The sequence below is a fragment of the Sphaerimonospora mesophila genome (assembly GCF_001417795.1).
Lineage (GTDB): Bacteria > Actinomycetota > Actinomycetes > Streptosporangiales > Streptosporangiaceae > Sphaerimonospora > Sphaerimonospora mesophila.
Window position 1 is genome coordinate 152,702 of sequence record NZ_BCBX01000033.1, and the last position, 24,573, is coordinate 177,274.

The window sequence follows — 24,573 nt, forward strand, 5'->3', positions numbered from 1 at the left end:
TCCTCCTTCGTCTGTCGCTGAGCCTACGGAGGGCGGCTGACATTCCGAGGTAGGAGCCGTACCGGGGCCCGTGCACGAGCAGCGCGGGGACGCCGCGGCGATCAGCGTGGCACCGGAGTGATCAGACCGTCGGAACGCGGGCGAACCGGGTGGCGATGTGGAGGTCGTGCTCGATGCGGGCGGCGGCCTCGCGCAGCGCGGGCAGCACGGCTTCGCGAGTCTGGTCGGCGGCCTGCCGATGGGCGTGCGTCGAGACGTTGACGGCCGCGACGACCTCGCCGGCGCGGTCGCGCACCGGCACGGCCACGGACCGCAGTCCCTCCTCCAACTCCTGGTCGACCAGGGCGTACCCGTCCCGCGCCGCCTGGTCGAGCAGCGTGCCGAGCCGTACCGGCGAGGTCACCGTGTGGCGGGTCAGCGGGCGCAGGTCGGCGCGGGCCAGGTAGGCGGAGCGGCCGGCATCGCACAGGCCGGCGAGCAGGACCCGGCCCATGGACGTCGCGTACGCGGGGAAGCGGGTGCCCACCGTGATGTCCACACTCATGATCCGTTCGGTGGGCACCCGTGCGACGTACCGGATGTCGTCCTCGGCCAGGATGGCCATCGACGCCGAGTCGTGCACCTCGCCGGCCAGCCTGGCCAGGTGCGGTTCCGCGATCCGGGGGAGGGTCAGCCGGGCAAGACAGGCGTACCCGAGGTCGAGCACCCGCGGCGTCGGCCGGAACAGCCGCCCCTCGGCCGCCACGTAGCCCAGGTGCGTCAGCGTGATGAGCGCCCGCCGTACGGTTGCCCTGGGCAGTCCTGCGGCCTCGGCCAGAGCGGAGAGCGACATCCCGGCCGTCGTGAAGGCGGTGAGCACGGCCAGGCCCCGGGCGAGGGACTCGACGAACTCCGGGCCGGAGCCGGTCACCGGTGCCCGTGGCGTACCCACCGGCTCGGCGGCCGGGGGAGCGGCGAACGCGCGCTCCATCGCCGCGACCGTCTCACGCAGCCTCGGCAGCATCGCGTCACGCAGGGACGCGGCATCGTGCCTGCTGGTGTGGCTGACCACGCTCACCGCGCAGAGCACGGCCCCGGTGTCGTCGCGCACCGGTACGGCCACCGCGATCAGCCCCGGCTCGATCAGCTGGTCGTCGATCGACCAACCCTCCCGCCGGGCCAGGGCGGCCCGGGTCTCGAACGAGTCCACGCCGTGAGCGCCGTCCCGATCGGGAGGCAGCACCGGGAAACCGGTGTAACCGGGATCGGCGGCCACCCGGGCGTGCCAGCTCTCCCATTCGCCGGGGGACCACCCGGCGGCGAACAGGGCCCCCGGCGCGGCCGACTCGGCGGGGAGCAGGTCGCCGACGCGGAACGTGGCCGTCATCCTGCGGCGGCGCGGCGCCTGGTGTACGAATCGGACCCCGTCGGCGTCCGGCACGGCGAGCGACACCGACTCGTCGAGCTCGTCGGCGAGCCTGTCGGCGTACGGCCCGAGCAGCCCGGGCAGCCGTGATGCGGCCAGGTAGGCGTTGCCCAGCTCCATCAGCGCCGGGGCGAGCGCCGCGTCGCGGCCGACCAGCCGCACGTAGCCGAGCCGGGTGAGCGTGGCGAGCACCCGATCGACGGTCGATCGGGCGAGGCCCGTGTCCCGGGTCAGATCGCTCACCGTGCGACGTCCCCCGGCGAGGGAGAGCCGCCGGATCACGGTCAGGCCGCGGATCAGCGGGCCGACCGCCTCCCTCGGCAGATCGCCCGCCTCCTTGGGTAGATCGTCCGCCTCTTTGGGCGGGTCGCCTGTCTCCTTCGGCGGGTCGCCTGCCTCTTTCGGCTGATCGCCTGCCTCCTTCGGCGGGTCGTCCGTCGGCAACCGCTCGCCGGTCGTCGCCTCTGACATCGTGCTCTCCCCCTACGGCCTCGCGCCGTACACACTCCCACCGAAGCGCGGCCGTTGACACCTGCGCAGCCGTGGACGAAACTTACCTCGACAATAATGAACTAGAGTTCGCTATGCGAACAATTGTGAAGGAAGATCCGGCCTCCGCCGGGTCGCGATCCACGTGAGGATGAGAGACGACGACGGAATGGCCGATATCCGCACCCTGTCCGAGGCGGTGGCGGAGCTGATCCATGACGGCGACTGCGTCGCCATGGAGGGCTTCACCCACCTCATCCCGTTCGCCGCGGCCCACGAGGTCATCCGCCAGGGCATCACCGATCTCACGTTGGTACGGATGACCCCCGATGTGATCTACGACCAGCTCATCGGCGCGGGCCTGGTGAAGAAGCTGATCTTCTCCTGGGGCGGCAACCCCGGTGTCGGCTCGCTGCACCGCTTCCGCGACGCCGTCGAGAACGGCTGGCCGCGACCGCTGGAGCTGGACGAACACAGCCACGCGGGGATGGCCAACCGCTATGTGGCGGGCGCCTCCGGCCTGCCGTTCGCGGTGCTGCGCGGTTATCGCGGCACCGATCTGGCGGGCCGTACCGACACCGTGGCCACGGTGAGGTGCCCCTTCACCGGCGAGGAACTGGCGGCCGTCAAAGCGATCAATCCCGACGTGACCGTCATCCACGCCCAGCAGGCCGACCGTGAGGGCAACGTGCAGCTGTGGGGACTGACCGGGGTGCAGAAGGAGGCCGCGCTGGCGGCCCGGCGGGTGCTCGTCACGGTCGAGGAGACCGTCGAGGAGCTGACGCCGCATCCCGGCGGGGTCGTGCTGCCCGGCTGGGTGGTCACCGCGGTGGCGCGGGTGCCGGGCGGAGCCCATCCGTCCTACGCCGCGGGGTATTCGGTCCGCGACAACGACTTCTACCAGGCGTGGGACCCGATCGCGCGTGATCGCGACAGGTTCACCGCCTGGATCCGCGAGCACGTCCTGGACAGCGAGGGAGCGACGGCCCCATGAGTGACGGCACCATGAGCGGCGGCACCATGAGCGACTGGACCTCCGATGAGCTGATGACCGTCAACGCGGCACGGGCGCTGGCCGGCGCGCGGAGCTGCTTCGTCGGCATCGGCCTGCCCAGCGCGGCGGCCAACCTGGCCCGCCGTACGATCCGCCCGGACCTCGTCCTGATCTACGAGTCCGGGGCGGTGGGCGCGAAACCGGCCAGGCTGCCGCTGTCCATCGGGGACGGTGAGCTCGCCGACACCGCCGACGCGGTCGTCTCGGTGCCGGAGATGTTCAACTACTGGCTGCAGGCCGGGCGGATCGACGTCGGATTCCTCGGCGCGGCCCAGGTCGACCGCTTCGCCAACATCAACACCACGCTCGTCGATCGCGGCCAGGACCGGCCGCCCGGCCGGCTGCCCGGCGCAGGCGGAGCGCCGGAGATCGCGGCGAACTGCGGCGAGGTGCTCATCGTGCTGCGCCACTCCACCCGCAACTTCGTCGACCGGCTCGACTTCGTCACCTCGGTCGGTCACGGCACCGGACGCGGCGATCGTGAACGGCTCGGCCTGCGCGGTCGGGGCCCGGTCGCGGTCATCACCGACCTCGGCGTCATGCGTCCCGACCCGCAGACCGCCGAGCTGGTGCTGACCGACCTGCACCCCGGCGTCACGGTCGACCAGGCCCGCGCCGCGACCGGCTGGCCGTTGAAGACCGCCGACCACGTGGCGGTCACCGCGCCGCCGACCGATGCCGAGCTGGCCGCGCTCCGTACGTTGAAGGCGGCCTGATCCGGCGATGCACGACTTGAGGATGATGCAGCAGTGAACGACGTCTACATCGTCGATGCCGTACGCACCCCGTTCGGCCGGTACGGCGGGGCGCTGGCCGGGATCCGGCCCGACGACCTGGCCGCCCACGTCATCCGATCGCTGACCGGCCGGGCCCCCGGCCTCGACCCGGCCAGGATCGACGACGTCTTCTTCGGCAACGCCAACGGCGCGGGAGAGGAGAACCGCAACGTCGCCCGGATGGCCGCTCTGCTGGCCGGGCTGCCGGTCACCGTCCCCGGCACCACGGTCAACCGGCTGTGCGCCTCCGGGCTGGAGGCCGTGATCCAGGCATATCGCGCCATCGCGGTCGGCGACGCCTCGATCGTGATCGCGGGCGGCGTGGAGTCGATGTCCCGTGCGCCGTGGGTGCTGCCCAAGCCCGACCGCGCCTTCCCGGCCGGTGACCAGCGGCTGCTGTCGACCACGCTCGGCTGGCGCATGGTCAACCCGCGCATGCCGGCCGAGTGGACGGTCGCGCTCGGCGAGGGCGCCGAGCTGATCGCCGACCGGTACGGCATCGACCGCGTGAGCCAGGACGCGTTCGCGCTGGCCAGCCACGAGAAGGCGGCCCGCGCCTGGCGGGACGGCGCGTTCGACGCCGAGATCGTCCCACTCGACGGAGTCGACCTGCCGCGCGACGAGACGATCCGCGACGACACGTCCATGACGGCGCTCGCCAAGCTCAAACCGGCCTTCCGTAAAGGCACCCCGGCCGGCACGGTCACGGCGGGATCGGTCACAGGCGGCACTGTCACAGCAGGGTCGGTCACGGGGGGATCGGTCACAGGCGGCACTGTCACAGCGGGGTCGGTCACGGCGGGCAACTCCTCGCCGCTCAACGACGGCGCGGCGGCCCTGCTGCTGTGCGACGAGGAGGGGCTGCGCGTGGTCGGCCGCGAGCCGCTGGCCCGCGTCAGGTCCTCGGCGGTGACCGGTGTGGAACCCCAGCTCTACGGACTCGGCCCGGTCGAGGCGGCCCGGCGGGCGCTGGCGCGGGCGGGAAAGGACTGGGGCGATCTCGCGGTCGTCGAGCTCAACGAGGCGTTCGCCGCCCAGGCGCTCGGCTGCCTGCGCGAGTGGCCCGAGCTCGACCCGTCGATCGTGAACCCGCGTGGCGGCGCCATCGCCATCGGCCACCCGCTCGGCGCGTCGGGGGCGCGGCTGGCCGGGGCGGTCGCCCACCAGCTCGCCGCGGCCGGTTCCGGCACCGGCCTGGCGACCCTCTGCATCGGCGTCGGACAGGGCCTCGCCCTCGTGCTTGAGCGGTAACACGTTCAGAAAAAGGAGCCGACCATGACGAACCCGCCCGGAACACCACCACAACCACCCGGGGTCGAAACGCAGGAGACCATCAGCGCGGAGATCGCCGAGATCCGCGGCGCGTACGGCAAGGCCGTGGCGGACGGCGCGCCGCGGCGTGCTCACCCCGACCGCGACTATCCGCCCTACCGCAGCAGCCTGCTGCGCCATCCCAAGCACGCCCTCGTCGTGCCGCGCGATCCGGAGGCGGCCGAGCTGACCGGCCCGGTCTTCGGCGTCACCGACGTCACCGCGATCGACCACGACCTCACCCGCCAGCACATCGGGGAGCCGCTGGGTGAGCGGATCCTCGTCACCGGACGCGTGCTCGACCGGGCCGGCCGCCCGGTCCGCGACCAGCTCGTCGAGATCTGGCAGGCCAACGCCTCCGGGCGGTACGCCCACCAGCGCGACCAGCATCCCGCTCCGCTCGATCCGAACTTCACCGGAGTCGGCCGCTGCCTCACCGACGACGACGGCCGGTACTCCTTCGTCACGATCAAGCCCGGCCCCTACCCGTGGCGCAACCACGACAACGCCTGGCGGCCGGCGCACATCCACTTCTCGCTGTTCGGCACGGCGTTCGCCCAGCGGCTGGTCACCCAGATGTACTTCCCGGGCGACCCGCTGTTCGACCTCGATCCCATCATGCAGGCGGTGACCGACGATTCGGCGCGCCGCCGCCTGGTCGCCGACTACGATCACGACCTGTCGACGCCGGAGTGGTCGCTCGGCTACCGCTGGGACATCGTGCTGGACGGCCCGGCCGCGACCTGGATGGAGGAGGGCCGATGAGCACGACCCCGTCATCTGCGAAGGCGCCGGTGAGCCTGCCGCCCACGGCGTCCCAGACCGTCGGCCCGTTCTTCGGGTACGCCCTGCCGTTCACGGGCGGCGGCGACGTCGCCCCCGCCGGGCATCCGGACACGATCACCCTGCACGGCACGGTTTACGACGGCGCCGGCGTCCCCATCCCGGACGCGCTGCTGGAGTTCTGGCAGCCCGCTCCCGACGGGTCGCGGGCGGGCGCGCCGGGCTCGCTGCGCCGCGATCCGGTCACCGGCGCGGTGGTCGGCCGCGACGGCCTCGCCTTCACCGGGTTCGGCCGCGTCGCGGTCGACGCCGACGGCCACTACCTGCTGCGTACGCTCCCGCCCGGCGGCGTGCCGTACATCTCGGTGTGCGTCTTCGCCCGCGGTCTGCTGCACCACCTGTTCACCCGGGCCTATCTGCCCGGCCTGGCCGACGCGCCCGATCAGGCCGGCCTGGAGGCCGAGCCGCTGCTGGCCGCGCTGCCGCCGCACCGCAGGGCCACCCTGCTCGCCGTGCCGGAGCGCGAGCGCGTCTACCGCTTCGACGTACGGCTCCAGGCCGACGGGGTCCACGAGGAGACGGTCTTCCTTGCCTTCGAGTGACCGCGAGCCTTCTCGCGACCGCACCCGCGACCGCGAGCCTTCTCACGACCGCACTCGCGACGGCGAGCCTTCGAGCGACCTCGATCCGGCGGATGTCGGGCTGCTCGCCCCGGTCGCGGTCGGCTCGCGGGTCGAGGCGCTCACCGGTGACGCGGCGTTCGTCCGGGGCATGCTCGACGCCGAGGCGGCGCTGACCCGGGCACAGGCCGCGCTGGGGCTCGCCCCGCCCGCCGCCGCGGCGGCCGTCACCGCCGTGGCCGGGCGGACCTCCCGGTTCGACGTCCGCGATCTGGCGCTGCGGGCCCGCTCCGGGGGCAACCCGGTGATCCCGCTGGTGACGGACCTGACCGCCGCCGTCGCCGAGCACGACCCCGAGGCCGCGCCGTACGTCCATCGGGGAGCCACCAGCCAGGACATCTGGGACACCGCCGCGATGCTCGTCACCGTGCGGGCGCTCGAGCCGGTCCTGGCCGACCTGGATCGTACGGCCGCCGCCCTCGCCCGCCTGGCCGCCGCGCATCGCGACACCCCGATGCCGGGCCGGACCCTCACCCAGCACGCGGTGCCGACGACGTTCGGCCTGAAGGCGGCCGGCTGGCGTAGCCTCGTGGCGGCCGCCCGCGACCGTCTGGCGGCCGTCCGGGCCGCGCTGCCCGTCCAGCTCGGCGGGGCCGCCGGCACGCTGGCCGCCTTCCGCGAATACTCCCCCCGGGAGGGGGACGCGGAGGACGTGCTGCGGCTGCCCGCGGCGTACGCGGCGGAAACCGGCCTGGCCGAGCCCGTGCTGCCGTGGCACACCCTGCGCACGCCCGTCGCCGACCTCGCCGGCGCGCTGGCCTTCACCGCCGGCGCGCTGGGCAAGTTCGCCGCCGACGTGCTGGTGCTGTCGCGCACCGAGATCGGCGAGATCTCAGTGGACACCGGTGGCGGCACCGGCGGCGGATCCTCGGCCATGCCGCAGAAGGCCAACCCGGTCGGGGCCGTCCTGATCGCCGCGGTCGCCCGGCAGGTCCCGGCCCTGGCCGCCGTGCTGTACGGATCACTCGCGGCCGAGGACGAACGCCCGCCCGGAGCCTGGCACGCCGAGTGGCAGCCGATGCGGGAGGCGCTGCGCCTCGTCGGCGGCGCCGCCGCGGTCGCGGCCGAGCTCGGGCTGCGGGCGCATCCGCGGCGGATGCGCGACAACCTCGATCTCACCGGGGGGCTGATCGTTTCTGAGCGGCTCAGCGCCGCGCTCGCCGCCGAGATCGGCCGCGGCCGTGCCGCCCGGGTCGTCAAGGCGGCCGCCCATGTTGTACGGGACGGCGGAGCCGACCTGGTGGCTGCGCTCCTGGCCGATCCGGCCGTCGCGGAGGCCTTCTCCGAGGAGAGCCTGCGCGAGCTGACCGATCCGGCGCGGTACACGGGCCTGGCGGGCCACCTCGTGGACCGCGCACTGGGCCTCTCACCGGGCCTCTCACCGGGCCTCTCACCAGGCCCTTCACCGGGCTCCGAACCGGGCTCCGAACCGGGCGTCGAGGAGGGACGATGACAGAAATGGTGCACCACCGGATCGACGGCCCCCCGCCGGAGGGCCGCGACCTGGGCCTGCCGCTGCTGCTGGGACCCTCGATGGGGACGTCCCTGGCCGTGTGGGACCCCCAGGTGCCCGCGCTCGCCAGGGACCGCCGGGTCATCCGCTGGGACCTGCCGGGCCACGGCGGATCTCCCGCCGACGTTGTGGACACCACACCGGGCGCGACCACGATCGCCGACCTGGGACGGCTCGTGCTCGCGCTGGCCGACTCCCTCGGCGTCGACCGCTTCGACTACGCGGGGATCTCGATCGGCGGCGCGGTCGGCGCCTGGCTCGCCGTGCATCACCCCGAGCGCGTCGCCTCGCTCGCCATGGTCTGCTCGTCGGCCCGCTTCGGCGAACCCGCGGCCTGGCACGAGCGGGCGGCCCTGGTCAGGGCCGAGGGCACCGCCCCGCTCGTGGAGATGAGCGCCACCCGGTGGTTCACCCCGAGCTTTCTGGAGTCCCGGGGCTTTCCGGAGTCCGGGGGCTTTCCGGAGTCGCGGGCCGAGGCGCTGATAAACGACCTGCGCGCCGCCGACCCCGCCGGTTACGCCGCAGGCTGCGACGCGCTCGCCTCCTATGACCTGCGCGGCGACCTGGCGCGCATCGCCGTACCCACCCTTGTGATCGCGGGGCGGGACGACTCCGCGACCCCGCCGACGCACGGTCGTGAGCTGGCCGACGGCATCCCCGGCGCCTCGCTCGTCGAGGTCGCGCGCGCGGCGCACCTCGCCAACGTCGAGCGCCCGAAGGCGGTGCTCGCCGCCCTGCTCGGGCATCTCGCGGACACCGCCGCTGAAGCGGCTCCCCGCGACGACGCCTCCCGCCACGCGGCGGGCATGGCCGTACGGCGGGCCGTACTGGGCAACGAGCACGTGGACCGGGCGATCGCGCGCACCACCGACTTCACCGCGCCCTTCCAGGACTTCATCACCCGCTATGCCTGGGGAGAGATCTGGACCCGGCCCGGGCTGAGCCGCCGGACCCGCAGCTGCATCACGCTCACGGCACTGGTGGCGCACGGCCACCACGACGAGCTCGGCATGCACGTCCGCGCGGCGCTGCGCAACGGTCTCACGCCGGCGGAGATCAGAGAGGTCCTGCTGCAGACGGCCGTCTACTGCGGGGTGCCCGCGGCCAACTCGGCGTTCGCGGTCGCCGACCGGATCCTGAGAGAAGAGAGGGAAGGCTGATGCACACCACTGTCGGCATCATCGGCGGCGGCCCGTCCGGGCTGCTCCTCGCCCGGCTGCTGCACCTCGCCGGCATCGACAGCGTCGTACTGGAAAGCCGCGACCGGGCTTACGTCGAGCAGCGTCAGCGCGCCGGCATCCTGGAACAGGGCGCGGTCGACGTGCTGCGCGAGTGCGGCGCGGGGGAGCGGATGGACCGGGAGGGTCTCGTCCACGACGGCATCGAGCTGCGCTTCGACCGGCGCTCGCACCGGATCGACTTCCCCTCGCTCACGGGCGGCCCCCTCGGTGGTGGGCGCCGCGTCATGGTCTACGCCCAGACCGAGGTCGTCAAGGACCTGATCTCGCTGCAACTGCGACAGGGCGGCGGGCCGCTGCTGTTCGAGGCGCATGTCCGGGCGGTGACCGGCATCGACACCGACCGGCCGGCCGTCCACTTCACCCACGAGGGCCGCGAGCAGACGCTCACCTGCGACTACGTGGTCGGCTGCGACGGCTTCCACGGGGTGGCCCGGGCCGCCATTCCGGATCTCACCACCTACGAACGGACTTATCCGTACTCATGGCTCGGCATCATGGCCGACGTGCCGCCGTCGTGCGACGAGCTGATCTACGCGCACTCCGAGCGGGGGTTCGCGCTGCACAGCATGCGCTCCACCACGGTGAGCCGCATCTACCTCCAGGTGCCGAACGGTACGGACCCGGCGGACTGGCCCGACGAGCGGATCTGGGACGAACTCGACGCCAGGTTCGCGGTCGAGGGCGACTGGAAGCTGGAACGCGGCCCCATCACCGCGAAGTCGGTGCTGCCGATGCGCAGCTTCGTCGCCGAGCCGATGCGGCACGGCCGGATCTTCCTGGCCGGCGACGCCGCGCACATCGTGCCGCCGACCGGGGCCAAGGGCCTGAACCTCGCGTTCAGCGACGTCGTCGTCCTCGCCAGGGCCTTCGCACACCTGAACGCGACCGGTTCGGCCGAGCTGCTCGACGCCTATTCGGCCACCTGCCTGCGGCGCGTCTGGCGGGCCGAGCACTTCTCCTACTTCATGACGACGACGCTGCATCTCGATCCGGCCCAGTCGCCGTTCGACACCCGGCTGCAGCTCTCCCAGCTCGACCGCATCGCCACCGGCACGGCCGCGGCCACCGAACTCGCGGAGAACTACACCGGTCTCCCCATCGGCTGACCCGGGAAACGGAACAGCGTGCCGTACGGCTGTGAGCCGTACGGCACGCCCCTCTGATCTGAATTTGGAGCGCCCTGCCGCAATCATTCAAGTCGAGAGAGAATCATGCTCCACGAGCGTGAAGTTGATTACCAATATATCCTGGATCGGCACGAAGCGGACCTTGTTCAAACATGTCTGACGTGGGGTCAGGCGGACGGCGTCAGCGAACTCGCTGGTCTTCTCGGTGGAGACCTCCTGAGTGCCGAGGCTCGCACCCTCTGAAGCCGATGAAGAGTCCTATTCATATATTATGGAGAACTAGCGGTCAGACGCTCTGCTGTCTCCGCTGGCTGGAAGACCTGTCGGCGACATCGGCGCCCTTGAGCGTCATCTCACGGATCTGTCTCAGTTGCGAGACGCGTCGTCGAGTGAGTGGAAGGTGCATGCGCTCATCCTGGCTGAGCGGATCACGGGCGTACGGCTGACGACGGAATGGCTGAGGCGCCGGCACACGCGTTATTTCTACGACCATATCTAATCTTGGATCTCGCATCGTCCGGATCGGCGCGGACGGCATATACGTTTCGTGTGCCGTTCAAATGTAAATATTCCCTCCAAGTGCATTCCGGTGTCGACTGATCACCGTGTGTGGGTGTCCCCGATCAGTGCGCTCGCTGCGGAACGTTCCGACTTGTGTGTTTTGTCAGAGGTGTTGCGCCCTCGGGTGTGCGGCTTCTTCATCGATCATGACGTTGTTGCTGGAAAAACGCGGGTTTCGTAGCAACAACGTCATGATCGATTGATTGTCAACCCAAAGAGGATTGAACGGTTGTGGCGAATCTACTCACCGGCATGGTGGACAAGATCAAAGTCGACGTGTGGGGTGACATGTTCGTTATCGCCGAGATAACGGACGGCCAGATCACCGGCAATCCCGGCCCGGGCGACCCCGCCCCCGTAGCTGGTCCGGATATACAGGCGGGCCCGAGCGGCCTCATCCTGACCAGCCGGATCGGGAGTGGTTTCGAGCACTTCGTTCGTTATGAACTGTGGGACGCCCGCCCCGACCGCTTTAAATCTGGGACGAACTCTGGATCGGAGAGTTGCAAATCGAATCCGGGGCGATCGTTATCTCAGAGGTGGATTCCTGACGGATTTCCAGAGGATTTTCTGGAGAAAAAGGGTTGTCCTGGCCTGTGCGGGTGCTAACCAGAGTCATGAGCAACACCGAGGAGCCGGACTTCCCCGACGACATCTACAAGATCCAGCTCTACCGCCTTCAGCTGTGGCGTAAGTCGTAGCGTCGACCTTTCGCGATTGGCTGACCCGGAAGCCGGAAAACGGAAGGGCGTGCCGTACGGCTGTGAGCCGTACGACACGCCCTGGATCCTCGGCGTTCCGATCAGGAGATGATCAGGAGGCCGTGCAGGTGACGGAGGAAGGGGTGCCGTTGCCGCCGGACCAGTTGCCGAGGAAGCCGAACGTGGTGGACGCGCCGGCGCCGAGGTTGCCGTTCCAGTCCAGGCTGGTGACGGTGACGTTGGAGCCGCTGGAGCTGACGGTGCCGTTCCACAGCTGGCTGATGGACTGCCCGTTCGGGAACGACCACTTGACCGTCCAGCCCCTGATCGCGCTGCCGCCGGCCTTGACCGCGACCTCACCCTGGAAGCCGCCCTGCCACTGGTTGACCACCGTGTAAGTGGCGGTGCAGCCGTTGCCGCCCGGTGTCGGAGTCGGCGTGGGAGTAGGCGTCGGTGTGGGTGTCGGGGTCGGCGTGGGAGTCGGGGTGGGAGTAGGCGTCGGGGTGGGAGTAGGTGTCGGAGTGGGAGTGGGGGTCGGCGTGGGGGTGTACGGGGCGGCCATGGCCAGGTCGTAGGCCCGCTGCGGCACGAACTGGCCGGCGCCCGCGATGCAGCCGTCCGCCTCACCCGGCGGCTTGACCCACAGGAAGGCGTCGATCATCGAGTCGCCGGTGTTCGTCGTGCTCCAGGCGCCGGTGGCCCGGCCGGCCGGGTCACACCACTCGCTGCCGGCGGGGCCGTTGCCGTTGCGGCTGGTGTCGATGACCGCGCGCAGGTTCGACAGGCCGGTGGCCGAGATGACGCTCTTGGCGTACGACACCAGGCCGGTGGTGAAGCGGTAGTTGGAGGTGTTGAGCGCGATGCCGTCCGCGCTGTTGCCGATGTCGGCGCCCCTCAACCGGTTCGCCATGTCCGAGGCGCTGACCCAGGCGTCGTGGCCAGCGTCGAAGTACACCTTCACCTGCGGCGAGGTGGCCTTGAACTTCTTTCCGGCGTACGCCATGGAGGCCTGGACCTGGGCCTGCTCGGAGGCGTTCATGCAGTTGGGCATGATCGAGAGGGCGTCGGGCTCCAGGATGATGGTCGCCGGGCGTCCGCCGAGGCCGGCGGCGACCTGGTCGATCCAGGCGCGGTACGCGGTGTGGTCCGGGGCGCCGCCGGCGCTCGCACCACCGCAGTCGCGGTTCGGCATCTCGTAGACGACCATGATCGGAATCTTGCCCGCCGCCGCCGCGGCGCCGACGTAGGCGTCGACCTGGCTCCGCACCGTCGTGGGGTTGTAGCTGGCGAACCACCTGCCCTGCGGGACGGCGGCGATCCGGTCCCTGATCACGGGGGTGCGGCTGTCGCCCGGGTTGGCGGCCACCCACTTGGCCGCGTTGGTCGTCGGATCCACGTAGAAAGCGGAGTCCGCGGCGTATGCCGCCGGCGAGGTGAAGACGGCCGCCCCCACCCCGGCCGTGGCGGCCGCGGTGAGGACCGCCGAGATCAAGGGCCTTCTGCGAGACATGAAGTACTCCGTCCGAGTAGTGTGGGAGCGCTCCCACTAGACTTCTCGGATGGTAGGTACCAAGGATGCGTCGAACGAAGGGCCCTCGCCGATAAGGCCAGGGATCCAACATAATAACCGCAGATGAACGGGCCTGGCGGCTCCTCTCGGACCTGAAAGTTTCACCGTGGTTGACGAGTCGAAGCGCCTATGGCGGCACATCAGGCGAAATCTCCGGTAACGGACGGTACGCAACCGGTTTCGCGAAGTGGCCCGGAGGTCGTACCCTCCCATAGTGACCTCTTGGGGGGTTTCTTACTCATGACACATTCTCGTGGTCTCCTGCCACTTGCCGCTTTCCCGCGTAATCTCCGGCCTGTGTCCGAGATCGCCGGGGTCACGAGCCCGAATCCGAGTCCGCTGGACACGCGGGACTCGGGTCCCCGCCCGGGTTCGCCCCTGTGGGCCTACCTGACCGCGGTCAGCGCGGCGGGCATCCTGGCGCTGGTGATCGCGCAGGTGAGGCCAGGCCTCGATGGGCTGGCCGAGGCCGCGAAAACGCCGCTGCTGTGGCTCGTCCTGGTGCTCGTCGTGCTGGGCGAACTGCGGCCGGTCATGGTCAACTCCTCCGCCTCCCTGGTCGGCGGCACTCCCACCTCGACGATGTTCGCCTTCGCCGCGCTCATGCACTACGGCCTGCCGACGGCCGCGCTGATGCAGGCCGTGGCGGTGATCGTCACCGGATTGGCGCACCACAGGGCCTGGCACCGGATCCTGTTCAACCTCGCCACGGTGATGCTCGCGTGCACGGCGGCCGCCGTGGTGCTGGCCGCGTTCGGCATCCGTCCGAGCCCCGGCTCCGCATGGGTTCCGGACGGCGCCGGCATCCCCGCGATCGTCCTGGCCGGTCTGGCGTACTTCGTGGTCCGCGGCTGGCTCGTCTGCGGCGCCGTGGCGCTGCACGAGCGCAGGCCGGTCGGCCGGGTGATCCGGGCCTCGATCGGCCCGCAGTCCCTCGGGTACGGCGCGCTGCTCGGCCTCGCGCCGCTCGTGGCCGTCGTGATGGCGCACTCGCCGGCCCTGATCCCCCTGTTCATCGCGCCGCTGATCGCCATTTACTTCACCGCCATGCTCTCGCTGCGCCGCGACCACCAGGCCACCCATGACGGCCTCACCGGCCTGCCCAACCGGAAGATGCTGATCCTGCGCACGGAGGAGGCGCTGACCGAAGCCAGGGGAAGTCTGACGAATGCTGTCCGTCGCGAGCGCGGATCCAGATGGATGCATCGCAAGGCCGAGGAGGAGCCCGTAGCAGAGCCTACGGGCGACGACGAGAACGCGGCGAGGCGCCATCTGGGCCGCGCGCAGCAGCGGGTCGGGCTGCTGCTGCTCGACCTGGACAGGTTCAAGGAGGTCAACGACACACTCGGTCATCCGGTGGGCGACCGCCTGCTGCAGATCGTGGCGCACCGGCTCACCCACAGTGTGCGGCCGGGCGACATGGTGGCCAGGCTCGGCGGTGACGAGTTCGCCGTGCTGCTGCCGTCGATCAGGGACGCCCACGCGGCCAGGGAGGTCGCCTCGCGGCTGCGGGTGGCGCTGACCGAGCCGGTGCGTCTGGAGGGGATGACCTTCGACATCGACGCCTCGATCGGCATCGCCCTCTACCCCGATCACGCGCCAGACTTCGAACTGCTGCTGCAACGTTCCGACGTGGCGATGTACCTGGCCAAGGAGGGCCGTACGGGCGTCGAGTTCTATGTGCCCGACAAGGACCGTAACTCGCCCGAGCGGCTGAGCCTGCTGGGCGACCTGCGGCGGGCGGTCGACAGCGGGGAACTGGGCCTGCACTACCAGCCCAAGGTGAGTCTCGACGACGGCCGGGTCGAGAGCGTGGAGGCGCTGCTGCGCTGGTGGCATCCGGCGCGCGGCTCGGTCGCCCCGGCCGACTTCATCCCGCTGGCCGAGCAGTCGTACCTCATGCGCGAGATCACCCGGAACGTCATCGAGCGGGCGCTGGAGCAGGCGGACCGGTGGTGGCGCGAGGGGATCGAGGTGCCGATCTCGGTCAACGTGTCGGCGCGCGACCTGCTCGACTCCAGCCTCCCCGAGCAGCTCGAGGCCGGACTCGGTGAGTACGGCCTGCCTGCGGCGGCGATCCAGCTCGAGGTGACCGAGCGCATCCTGATGACCGATCAGGCCTACACGGCGGACACCGTACGCACCCTGGCCGGTCTCGGCATCCAGCTGGCCCTGGACGACTTCGGCACCGGCTACTCCTCCCTGGTGCGCCTCCAGCGGCTGCCGGTCGCCGAGGTGAAGATCGACGCGTCGTTCATCCGGCGGGTCGAGGAGTCGGCCGACGACGAGCGCATCGTCCAGTCGATCATCGATCTGGTCCGTTCCCTGGGACTGCGCTCGGTCGCCGAGGGCGTCGAGTCGGCCGAGGTGGCCGCGCGGCTGCACAAGATGGGCTGCCATGCGGGACAGGGCTGGTGGCTGGCCAAGCCGCTGCCCCCGGAGGAGGCGACGGTCTGGCTGCGCAGCCGCCTGAGCGAGGCGTTCACCGAGCGTCCCAAGGACGCCGCCCGGCTCGCCCCGCGCCACTGACCGGTGGTACGCCGATGCGGACGCGTCGGCCCAGGCGAGCCCTAGGATGGGAAGGTCCAAGGTCCAATCTCCATCCACGAAACGGGTTCGACGACTCATGTCCGCCATAACCCGCGATGAGGTCGCTCACCTCGCCCGGCTGTCCCGGCTGGCGCTGGCCGACGACGAGCTCGACCACTTCGCAGCCCAGCTTGACCAGATCGTCGGCGCGGTCGCCCGCGTTTCCGAGGTGGCGGCCGAGGACATTCCGCCGTCCTCGCACGCGCTGCCGCTGACCAACGTGTTCCGTCCCGACGAGGTGCGGCCCGGCCTCTCGCCCGAGGGGGCGCTGGCCGGCGCGCCCGCCGTCGAGGAGGACCGGTTCCGCGTGCCGCGGATCCTGGGGGAGGAAGCATGAGCCTGATCCACAAGACCGCGGCCGAGCTCGGCAGGCTGGTCGCCGCCAGGGAGGCGTCCGCCGTCGAGGTCGCCCAGGCCCACCTCGACCGCATCGCCGAGGTCGACGGCGAGATCAACGCGTTCCTGCACGTCGAAGCGGAGTCGGTGCTCGCCCAGGCCCGTGCCGTCGACGAGCGGCTCGCCCGGGGCGAGCGGCCGGGTCCGCTGGCGGGCGTGCCGGTCGCGCACAAGGACGTCTTCGCCACCGCCGACATGCCGACCACGGCCGGGTCGAAGATCCTCGAAGGGTGGCGGCCGCCGTACGACGCGACCGTGACCCGCCGCCTGCGCGAGGCCGGGCTGGTCATCCTGGGCAAGACCAACCTGGACGAGTTCGCGATGGGCTCCTCCACGGAGAACTCCGCATACGGGGTGACCCACAACCCGTGGGACCGGTCCCGCATTCCTGGCGGCTCGTCGGGCGGTTCTTCTGCTGCCGTCTCGGCGTACGAGGCGCCGCTGTCGACCGGCACGGACACGGGCGGCTCGATCCGCCAGCCGGCCGCGGTGACGGGCATCGTCGGCATGAAGCCGACCTACGGCGGTTCTTCGCGGTACGGCCTGATCGCCTTCGCGTCGTCGCTGGACACGCCCGGCCCGTTCGCGCGCAACGTGCTCGACGCCGCGCTGCTGCAGGAGGCGTTCTCCGGTCACGACCCGCTCGACTCGACGTCGATCGACGCGCCGGTTCCGCCGGTCGCCGAGGCCGCCAGGCAGGCGGACGTGGCGGGCCTGCGGGTCGGCGTCGTCAAGGAGTTCGGCGGAGACGGCTACCAGCCCGGCGTCCTGGCCCGTTTCCACGAGGCCGTCGAGCTGCTGGAGTCCCTCGGCGCGAAGGTCGTCGAGGTCTCCTGCCCCTCGTTCACGTACGCGCTGCCGGCGTACTACCTGATCGCGCCGTCCGAGTGCTCGTCCAACCTGGCCCGTTTCGACGCCATGCGGTACGGCCTGCGCGTCGGCGACGACGGCACCCGCAGCGCCGAGGAGGTCATGGCGCTGACCCGGGCGGCCGGGTTCGGCCCCGAGGTCAAGCGGCGCATCATGCTCGGCACCTACGCGCTGTCGTCGGGCTACTACGACGCCTACTACGGCCAGGCCCAGAAGGTCCGCACGCTGATCATGCGGGACTTCGAGGCGGCCTTCCACCAGGTCGACGTGCTGGTGTCGCCGACGACGCCGACGACGGCGTTCCCGATCGGTGAGCGGGCCGACGACCCGATGGCGATGTACCTCGCCGACCTGTGCACGATCCCGAGCAACCTGGCCGGCAACGCGGCGATCTCCGTGCCGTGCGGCCTCGCCGACGAGGACGGCCTGCCGGTCGGGCTGCAGATCATGGCCCCGGTGCTGGGCGACGACCGCTGCTACCGTGTCGGCGCCGCCGTGGAGAAGGCGTACGAGAGCCGGTGGGGCGGCCCGCTGCTGGCCAAGGCCCCCGCGCTCTAGCGGTTTGCCGAGAGGAGGAACGGCGGCGTGATCACCCGCATCGAAATCGACGGCTTCAAGTCCTTCCTGGACTTCCAGCTCGACGTGCCGCCGTTCCTCGTCCTTATCGGCGCCAACGCCAGCGGCGAGTCCAACCTGCTCGACGCCCTGAACTTCGTGGCGACGGCGGCCATCCGCGGCCTGGACGATCCTGCCGATCCTGCTGCGCAGAGCGTTGGAGACCATGGCGATCGAGAACTTCCCGGCCTGCCGCGAAGTACAGGAGGTGCGCAGCCTGCCGAAGGCCGGCGACCAGCACCCCGACTCCGTGCTCGCCGCCCTGGAACGGGAGCGGGGAACCTTCGACGTGGTGCTTTATCACCACGACGGCGCCCCCGCGGCCAAGTCGGACCCTGTAATCGAGCGGATGCGGCAGACTTGGAAAGCGAGCGCGTTCGACGAACCTCTCGTGGCCGTCGTGCCGATGCGGGAGACGGAGGCGTGGTTGCTGGTCGACCACGAGTCCCTCGCCCGGGTGCTCAACGTGCGCAGGCTCGGTCGGGTGGCCGTCTCGGGACCGGAGGTGGAGGCCTGCCGCGACCCCAAGGCGGTGATCGAGACCCTGCTGAGAGACGAGGCCGGGATGAACTCGAAAAAGCACGGCGTGCTCAGGAACTTCTACGTGTCGGTGGCCGAGACCACTGACATAGAGGAACTGCGGAAGGTGCCCGCCTTCCGGCGATGGTGGAATGACATGATCGAAGCTTTGGAAGGACTGGGTTACCAGTATGGCTGATACCGCGACGCTCATGCCGTACGACGAGGCGCTGGAGCGCTTCGAGCCGGTGCTGGGGCTGGAGACGCACGTCGAACTGGGCACCGGGTCGAAGATGTTCTGCGGCTGCTCCACGACGTTCGGGGCGCCGCCGAACACGCAGGTCTGCCCGGTATGCCTCGCGCTGCCCGGGTCGCTGCCCGTGGCCAACGAGAAGGCGATCGAGTCGACGATCCGGATCGGCCTCGCGCTCAACTGCTCGATCGCGACCTGGTGCCGGTTCGCCCGGAAGAACTACTTCTATCCGGACATGCCGAAGAACTACCAGATCAGCCAGTACGACGAGCCGCTGTGCACCGACGGCTACCTGGACGTCGAGGTGGACGGCAAGATCGTCCGGGTGGAGATCGAGCGGGTCCATCTGGAGGAGGACACCGGCAAGTCGACGCACGTGGGCGGGGCCACCGGCCGGATCCACGGCGCGGACTACTCGATCGTCGACTACAACCGGGCCGGCATCCCGCTCGTGGAGATCGTCACCAAGCCGATCACGGGCACCGACCGGCTCGCCCCCGAGGTCGCCAGGGCGTACGTCACCGAGCTGCGCGAGGTCATGCGCTCGCTCGGCGTCTCCGACGTCCGGATGGAGCAGGGCTCGCTGCGCTGTGACGTGAACGTCTCGCTGATGCCGCGCGGTTCGACCGAGTGGGGCACCCGCACCGAGACCAAGAACGTCAACTCGCTGCGCAGCGTCGAGCGCGCGGTCCGGGGTGAGATCGAGCGCCAGGCCGCCATCCTCGCCGAGGGCGGCCGGATCGTCCAGGAGACCCGCCACTTCCACGAGGACACCGGCCAGACCACCTCGGGCCGCTCGAAGGAGGAGGCGCAGGACTACCGCTACTTCCCCGAGCCCGATCTGCTGCCGATCGCGCCCGACCCGGAGTGGGTCGCCTCGCTGAAGGCCGCGCTGCCCGAGCTGCCGTCGGTACGGCGTAAGCGCCTCCAGCAGGAGTGGGGCGTGTCCGACCTGGACATGGCCGCCATGCACAACGCCGACGCGATCGACCTGGTCGAGGCCACGGTCGCGGCCGGCGCTCCGGCCGGGGACGCCCGCAAGTGGTGGATGGGCGAGTTGGCCCGGCGGGCCAACGAGGCGGGTACGGCCCTGGCCGATCTGCCGATCACGCCCGGCGACGTCGCCAAGGTGACCGAACTGGTGGCCTCCGGGGCGCTGAACGACAAGCTGGCACGCCAGGTGCTGGAGGGTGTGCTGGCCGGAGAGGGCACCCCGGACGAGGTCGTCGAGAAGCGCGGCCTGCGCATCGTCAGCGATGAGGGCGAGCTGTCGGCGATCATCGACCAGGTGCTGGCGGACAACGCCGACGCCGCCGACAAGGTGCGCGGCGGGAAGATCGCCGCGGTGGGCGCACTGGTCGGCGGGGTGATGAAGGCGAGCCGGGGCAAGGCCGACGCCGGCCGGGCACGCGAGCTCATCCTGGAGAAGCTCGGCGTCCAGCCCTGACCCCTTCCCCGTGATCTTGCGAATTCTCGCAGGGACGCTCCTTGACCTGCCTCGATCGATGTCGTGATCTTGTAGATACTTGCAGGCGGATCGACTGACCTGCGGTTATGTATTCCGTGATCTTGCACTCACGAGTGAAAGGTCACGGACAGCGTTTTCGCTGCTCAGAGGGTATGCCTGCGAGAAACTGCAAGATCACGGACGGGAAGTGCCTGCTCCCGGCATCGAGTGCGAGTATCTGCAAGATCATGGCCGAGGGGGGCGGAGGGGGCTTCGCGGTATCCAGCGAAGGGGGCTTTACGGTTAACTGAAGGAAGTTACCCCTGAGCCGGAGGAGACCGAGGCGTGCGGAACGCCGGAGCGTCCATGGATCCGCCGTCGGATCCGTTCGCGGCGGTGCCGCCGTCGGCTGTCCCACCCCGGCCCGACTCCACTCCGCCCACGGCCGACCAGTCCACTCCGCCTGCTCCGCCCGCGCCGTCGGCGTCCCCAGAGAAGGGCACGGCCTCGTCGCCGTCCCCGGCCGGCAGGAAACATCCGGTACGCGCCGGGACGGCATCGCTGCCCCGCGGAGTGTCGGCCGACATCTTCGGCGAACGCACCCCGCATCCGGCCGCGCCGGTCCGGACCGACCGGCCGAGCAGCCTGCCCCCGCCCCCGCCGCCGGTCGTGGAACCGTGGCCCGTCGCCGACAGGACGGTTCGCGAGGAGCCTCCGCCGCCCGTGCTCGACCCCCTCCCGGAGCCGAAGAGCGCGCTTTTCCGCTACATCCTGATCGGCGTGCTCGGCATGCTCCTGCTGGCGTACCTGGTGCCTGCCTTCGTGATGTCCGGGCGGATCCTGCCGGGCACCACCGTGCTCGGCGTCGACATCGGCGGGCAGACCAGGGAGGAGGCGGCCGATGACCTGCGCGAGAGACTGTACGCCCAGACCAGGGCGCCGATCATCATCCGGCAGGGCACGCGGCGGCTGACCGTGAATCCGCAGGACGCGGGCCTGGGCCTCGACGTGGCCGCCACGCTGGCACGGGCGGAGACGGGCTTCCCCAGCCCGGCGGAGGTCTGGAGCGCGCTGACCAGCGGGCGGGAGATCCGTCCGGTGATCTCCGTCCACCGCGACACCCTGGCCGCCGCGGTCAGCAGGGAGATCGCCGCGGCCGTGGAGGTCAAGGGACGGGAGGGTGACGTCGTGTTCCGGGGAGTCACCCCGGTTCCGGTATATCCCAGAGTCGGCCACCGGATCGACCGGGAGACGGTCGCCCGGCAGATCGAGAAGGCCTATCTCACCCCGGAGGTCACGGTTCCCGTGGTCACCCAGGTGGACCGGCCGAAGATCACCAGGGCCGAGGTGAGACGCACGCTCGACTGGGCCAGGCAGGCCGTCGCCGCGCCGATCACGCTCACCGACGGGGTGACCTCGGTCGAGCTCCCGCCCGACGCGATCGCGGGCTACCTCACCTTCGCGCCCGAGGGCGACGACCTTCGCCCGAGGTTCGACGCGCGACGTGCGGTCGCCCGCCTGGAACGGCGGACCACAGGCCGATGGTTCGTCGATCGGCGGGAGGCGGCTCGGGACGCGACCTTCGCGATCGTCGGCGGCAGGCCACGGCTGGTCCACGCCCGGCCGGGCAAGCGTGTCGACACCGACCGACTGGCGGCCGACGTGATCGAGGCGCTCGGCGGCGGAAGCCGTACGATCCGGGTGGTCGTGACCAGCGGGCCGCCCCGGCTGTCGGACGAGGACGCGCTGAAGGCGGGGGTCGAGAAGGAGATCGCCAGGTTCACCATGGCCAACGCCTGCTGCTCGCCGAGTACGGACAACGTCGCCGCCGCGGCCCGGCTCGTGAACCACCACCTCGTCATGCCGGGGGAGACGTTCTCGCTGAACGAGGTCCTCGGCAGGCGGGACGCCGGGTCGGGGTTCGGCGGAGTGATCGGTACGACCGTGATCCGCGGGGAGACGGGCACGGACGTGCCCGGGACCTCCGTGTTCGCCACCGCCATGCTGAACGCCGTGGTGCGCGCCGGGCTGGAGATCGTCGATCACACGCCGCCCGATGTCCACGAGCCGGGGGCGCCGACCGGCCTGGAGGCCGCCGTCTCCTATCCGGTGCCCGACCTGAGATGGCGGAACGACTCACCCCACGCCGTGCTGGTCCAGGCCTACACCACCGAACGCGCGCTGCGGATCGCCCTCTGGAGCACCAAGCGGTACGAGGTGGAGATCCAGGGGCCGGTCACGGGTGCCATCACCCATCTCACCGCCGTGACCGGGACCGCCGGCGCCTGCGTCCCCAGCCCGGGGCGGGACGGGTTCACCGCCCAGGTGACGCGCGTCCTGCGGGAGAACGGCGCGGTCGTGCGCCGGCAGGAGTTCCGGACCGTGTACGAGCCGCGCGCCGAGGTGGTCTGCCCGTCAGTCCGCTGACGTCGCCGGCGGGACGACCAGGATCCGGTCGTCGCCGTCGCGTGGGTCGCCCCGGCCGTCCCAGTTGCTGGTGCTCACCCAGAGCATCCCGTCCGGAGCGGTGACCACGGCCCGCAGCCTGCCGTAGTCACCCGTGTACAGGGCGACGGGACGGCCGGTCCTGCCCGAGTCGTCCAGCGGAACGCGCCACAGCCGCCGTCCGCGCAGCGCCGCCGCCCACAGGGCGCCGTCGGCGTACGCGAGACCGGATGGAGACGCCTCGTCGGTGGTCCAGGTGAGCAGCGGGTCGGTGAACCCCGGCTTCCCGCCCATGCCCTCCGCCTGGGGCCAGCCGTAGTTGCGGCCCTTCTCGATCAGGTTGATCTCGTCGTAGGTGTATTGGCCGAACTCCGTGGCGTACATCCGGCCGTGCCGGTCCCAGGCGAGGCCCTGGACGTTGCGGTGACCGTACGTCCAGACGAGGTTGCCGAAGGGGTTTCCGGGGGCGGGCCTGCCGTCGACCGTCATCCTGAGGATCTTGCCGGCGAGCGAGTCGCGGTCCTGGGCGTGTCCCACGTCGCCAATCTCGCCGGTCGAGGCGTAGAGGTACCCATCGGGACCGAACGCCAGCCGGCCGCCGTTGTGGATGTCTCCCTTCGGGATGCCGGTCACGATCGCGACCGGGTCGGAGAGCCCGCGGTCGCCGTAGCGGTACCGGACCACCCGGTTGTCGTCATCAGCGGTGAAATAGACGAAAATGTAGCGGTCGGTGGCGAAATCAGGGGACACGGCCACCCCGAGTAGGCCGCCCTCCCCGCTCGGGGACACCCCTTCGATCACATCGGTCTGTAGGGTCCGGCCCTGCGGCGTGACCTGAAGCAGCCGCCCCGAGCCCCGCTCGGTCACGAGCGCGTTTCCACCGGGCAGGAAGGCGATCGCCCAGGGTACGGAGAGTCCGCTGATCAGCGTGCGCGGCCTGTCGACGGCGGCCGGTTCGCTCTGCGCCGGTGGCCGGGTGGCCGCTTCGCTCTCCGCCCGGGACGGCGCGGCCGTCGCCGCAGGCCCCGATGTCCCGCCGTCCGCCCCCGAACACGCGGCCGTCGCCGCGACGAGCACGTTGACCGCCGCCATGGCCAACACCGCCAACGGCCTCGTCCCCGCCCTACCCGCTGTGATCATCGTTTCGACCTCCTCCCCCCCATACTCCCGGTCCGTACGGAAGGTTCCGGAGCGACACGACCTAAGGTTTATGCCATGAAGATCTGGGTCCCCACGCAGGACATCATGGACGCGCTGACCGATCTTCCGGAGGGCCTGCCTGAGCCGGACTGTTCGATCTACGACGGCAACGGAGCCCTGCCCGGTAAGCCGAAGGACGTCGAGATCTGGGTGCCGCCGCTCGGCTGGATCCCCGGGATCCCGGCCCTGCTCGGCCGCATGCGCGGACTGCGCCTCCTGCAGACCGTGACCGCGGGCGTCGAGGCGTACCGGCCCTATCTGCCCGAGCATGCGGTGCTCTGCAACGCCCGCGGCGTACACGACGCGGGGACGGCGGAGTGGGTGGTCGGTGCGATGATCGCCATGCTCCGGGAGTTCCCCGGCTTCGCCCTCGCGCAGCAGCGGCGCGAGTGGGACTACCACCACACGGCGGCGCTGGCCGACTCGACCGTGCTGATCGTCGGGTACGGCTCGATCGGCGAGGCGGTGGAGCGGCGCCTGGCCGGGTTCGAGGTGGACATCATCCGGGTGGCGCGCGCCGCCCGGGAGAGCGAGAATGTGTACGGTCAGGACGCGCTGCCGAAGCTGCTCCCGAAGGCCGACGTGGTCGTGCTGCTGGTGCCCGCCACCCCCGCCACCTATGGCATGGTGGACGCCGACTTCCTGGACGAGATGAAGGACGGCGCGGTCCTGGTGAACGCGGCGCGCGGCTCCGTCGTCGACGTCGACGCGCTGCTTCCCGAGGTGAGCGGCGGACGGCTGCGGGCCGTCCTCGACGTGGCCCCCACCGAGCCGCTGCCGCCGGAGCATCCGCTGTGGACCGCCCCCGGAGTCTTCATCACTCCGCATGTCGCCGGCAGCACCCCCGCCTCCGCGCGCCGCATCAGAAAACTGGTCAGGGAGCAGGTCATCCGTTATCTGAGCGGCCGTCCACTCGCTAACATGATCACCGGCGAGTACTGATCGGGCACAGAACGCGGCACCGGTTCAAAGGATTCCGGAACGTGGCTACCCCGTGACCTCGGGTGCGTAGCGTTAACTCCATCGTG

General features: G+C 70.8%; 20 protein-coding genes. 16 read left to right on the top strand and 4 right to left on the bottom strand.

The window, feature by feature from the left end; translation table 11 throughout:
* Positions 1-121 precede the first annotated feature (121 nt).
* A complete protein-coding gene (locus AP234_RS39470; RefSeq protein ID WP_083501984.1) occupies positions 122-1,876 on the bottom strand; it encodes an IclR family transcriptional regulator domain-containing protein in 1,755 nt (584 codons plus the stop codon).
* A 169-nt stretch (positions 1,877-2,045) separates the two neighbouring features.
* Between AP234_RS39470 and AP234_RS10725 the strand changes: the two genes are divergently transcribed.
* The 9 genes from AP234_RS10725 (at position 2,046) to AP234_RS36080 (ending at position 11,549) form a co-directional block, all read left to right on the top strand.
* Complete coding sequence (locus AP234_RS10725; RefSeq protein ID WP_431998411.1) at positions 2,046-2,888, top strand: CoA transferase subunit A; 843 nt, start codon at positions 2,046-2,048, stop codon at positions 2,886-2,888.
* Entirely contained in the window at positions 2,885-3,664 is a 780-nt protein-coding gene (locus AP234_RS10730) for a CoA-transferase (protein ID WP_235558100.1), read from the top strand. The genes AP234_RS10725 and AP234_RS10730 overlap by 4 nt, the downstream gene beginning before the upstream one ends.
* A 33-nt stretch (positions 3,665-3,697) precedes the next feature.
* The gene (locus tag AP234_RS10735) at positions 3,698-4,975 is read left to right on the top strand and encodes a thiolase family protein (RefSeq protein WP_055479453.1); all 1,278 of its coding nucleotides are present in this window, start codon (positions 3,698-3,700) and stop codon (positions 4,973-4,975) included.
* A 24-nt stretch (positions 4,976-4,999) separates the two neighbouring features.
* Positions 5,000-5,800: a protocatechuate 3,4-dioxygenase subunit beta gene (gene pcaH / locus AP234_RS10740; protein ID WP_055479454.1), complete on the top strand. Its 801-nt coding sequence runs from the start codon at positions 5,000-5,002 to the stop codon at positions 5,798-5,800.
* On the top strand, positions 5,797-6,420 hold the full coding sequence (pcaG, locus tag AP234_RS10745; RefSeq protein ID WP_055479455.1) for a protocatechuate 3,4-dioxygenase subunit alpha: 624 nt from the start codon (positions 5,797-5,799) through the stop codon (positions 6,418-6,420). Before pcaH ends, pcaG begins: the two co-directional genes overlap by 4 nt.
* Positions 6,407-7,951, top strand: coding sequence for a 3-carboxy-cis,cis-muconate cycloisomerase (pcaB, locus tag AP234_RS10750; protein ID WP_083501985.1), 1,545 nt, complete (start codon positions 6,407-6,409; stop codon positions 7,949-7,951). The genes pcaG and pcaB overlap by 14 nt, the downstream gene beginning before the upstream one ends.
* Positions 7,948-9,171: a 3-oxoadipate enol-lactonase gene (gene pcaD, locus AP234_RS10755; protein ID WP_055479456.1), complete on the top strand. Its 1,224-nt coding sequence runs from the start codon at positions 7,948-7,950 to the stop codon at positions 9,169-9,171. Before pcaB ends, pcaD begins: the two co-directional genes overlap by 4 nt.
* The gene (locus AP234_RS10760; protein ID WP_055479457.1) at positions 9,171-10,358 is read left to right on the top strand and encodes a 4-hydroxybenzoate 3-monooxygenase; all 1,188 of its coding nucleotides are present in this window, start codon (positions 9,171-9,173) and stop codon (positions 10,356-10,358) included. Before pcaD ends, AP234_RS10760 begins: the two co-directional genes overlap by 1 nt.
* Before the next feature lie 834 nt (positions 10,359-11,192).
* Positions 11,193-11,549, top strand: a complete 357-nt coding sequence (locus tag AP234_RS36080) for a hypothetical protein (RefSeq protein ID WP_152990350.1) — start codon at positions 11,193-11,195, stop codon at positions 11,547-11,549.
* Between the two features lie 204 nt (positions 11,550-11,753).
* Here the strand turns inward: AP234_RS36080 and AP234_RS10765 are convergent, their stop codons facing one another.
* Positions 11,754-13,151: a glycoside hydrolase family 6 protein gene (locus AP234_RS10765; RefSeq protein WP_055479458.1), complete on the bottom strand. Its 1,398-nt coding sequence runs from the start codon at positions 13,149-13,151 to the stop codon at positions 11,754-11,756.
* 357 nt (positions 13,152-13,508) lie between these two features.
* Between AP234_RS10765 and AP234_RS10770 the strand changes: the two genes are divergently transcribed.
* The 3 genes from AP234_RS10770 (at position 13,509) to gatA (ending at position 17,624) form a co-directional block, all read left to right on the top strand.
* Complete coding sequence (locus AP234_RS10770; protein WP_235558101.1) at positions 13,509-15,740, top strand: EAL domain-containing protein; 2,232 nt, start codon at positions 13,509-13,511, stop codon at positions 15,738-15,740.
* A gap of 97 nt (positions 15,741-15,837) precedes the next feature.
* On the top strand, positions 15,838-16,137 hold the full coding sequence (gatC, locus tag AP234_RS10775) for an Asp-tRNA(Asn)/Glu-tRNA(Gln) amidotransferase subunit GatC (protein WP_055479459.1): 300 nt from the start codon (positions 15,838-15,840) through the stop codon (positions 16,135-16,137).
* On the top strand, positions 16,134-17,624 hold the full coding sequence (gene gatA, locus AP234_RS10780) for an Asp-tRNA(Asn)/Glu-tRNA(Gln) amidotransferase subunit GatA (protein ID WP_055479460.1): 1,491 nt from the start codon (positions 16,134-16,136) through the stop codon (positions 17,622-17,624). Before gatC ends, gatA begins: the two co-directional genes overlap by 4 nt.
* Here the strand turns inward: gatA and AP234_RS37150 are convergent.
* Positions 17,621-17,797 (bottom strand): hypothetical protein, encoded by a 177-nt coding sequence (locus tag AP234_RS37150; protein ID WP_160330411.1) that lies wholly within the window; start codon positions 17,795-17,797, stop codon positions 17,621-17,623. The genes gatA and AP234_RS37150 overlap by 4 nt on opposite strands.
* Before the next feature lie 29 nt (positions 17,798-17,826).
* Here AP234_RS37150 and AP234_RS10785 point away from each other — a divergent pair, with 29 nt between their 5' ends.
* From AP234_RS10785 to AP234_RS10800, 3 genes are all read left to right on the top strand, one after another.
* Positions 17,827-18,399, top strand: a complete 573-nt coding sequence (locus tag AP234_RS10785) for a DUF4276 family protein (protein ID WP_268778049.1) — start codon at positions 17,827-17,829, stop codon at positions 18,397-18,399.
* Positions 18,392-19,900, top strand: coding sequence for an Asp-tRNA(Asn)/Glu-tRNA(Gln) amidotransferase subunit GatB (gene gatB / locus AP234_RS10790; RefSeq protein ID WP_055479462.1), 1,509 nt, complete (start codon positions 18,392-18,394; stop codon positions 19,898-19,900). Before AP234_RS10785 ends, gatB begins: the two co-directional genes overlap by 8 nt.
* 345 nt (positions 19,901-20,245) lie before the next feature.
* Positions 20,246-22,327, top strand: coding sequence for a VanW family protein (locus tag AP234_RS10800; RefSeq protein WP_152990351.1), 2,082 nt, complete (start codon positions 20,246-20,248; stop codon positions 22,325-22,327).
* Here AP234_RS10800 and AP234_RS10805 read toward each other — a convergent pair.
* A complete protein-coding gene (locus tag AP234_RS10805) occupies positions 22,316-23,485 on the bottom strand; it encodes a PQQ-dependent sugar dehydrogenase (protein WP_235558102.1) in 1,170 nt (389 codons plus the stop codon). The two genes, AP234_RS10800 and AP234_RS10805, sit on opposite strands and share 12 nt — an antisense overlap.
* Before the next feature lie 75 nt (positions 23,486-23,560).
* Here AP234_RS10805 and AP234_RS10810 point away from each other — a divergent pair, with 75 nt between their 5' ends.
* Complete coding sequence (locus tag AP234_RS10810) at positions 23,561-24,487, top strand: 2-hydroxyacid dehydrogenase (protein WP_055479466.1); 927 nt, start codon at positions 23,561-23,563, stop codon at positions 24,485-24,487.
* The last annotated feature ends 86 nt before the right edge of the window (positions 24,488-24,573 follow it).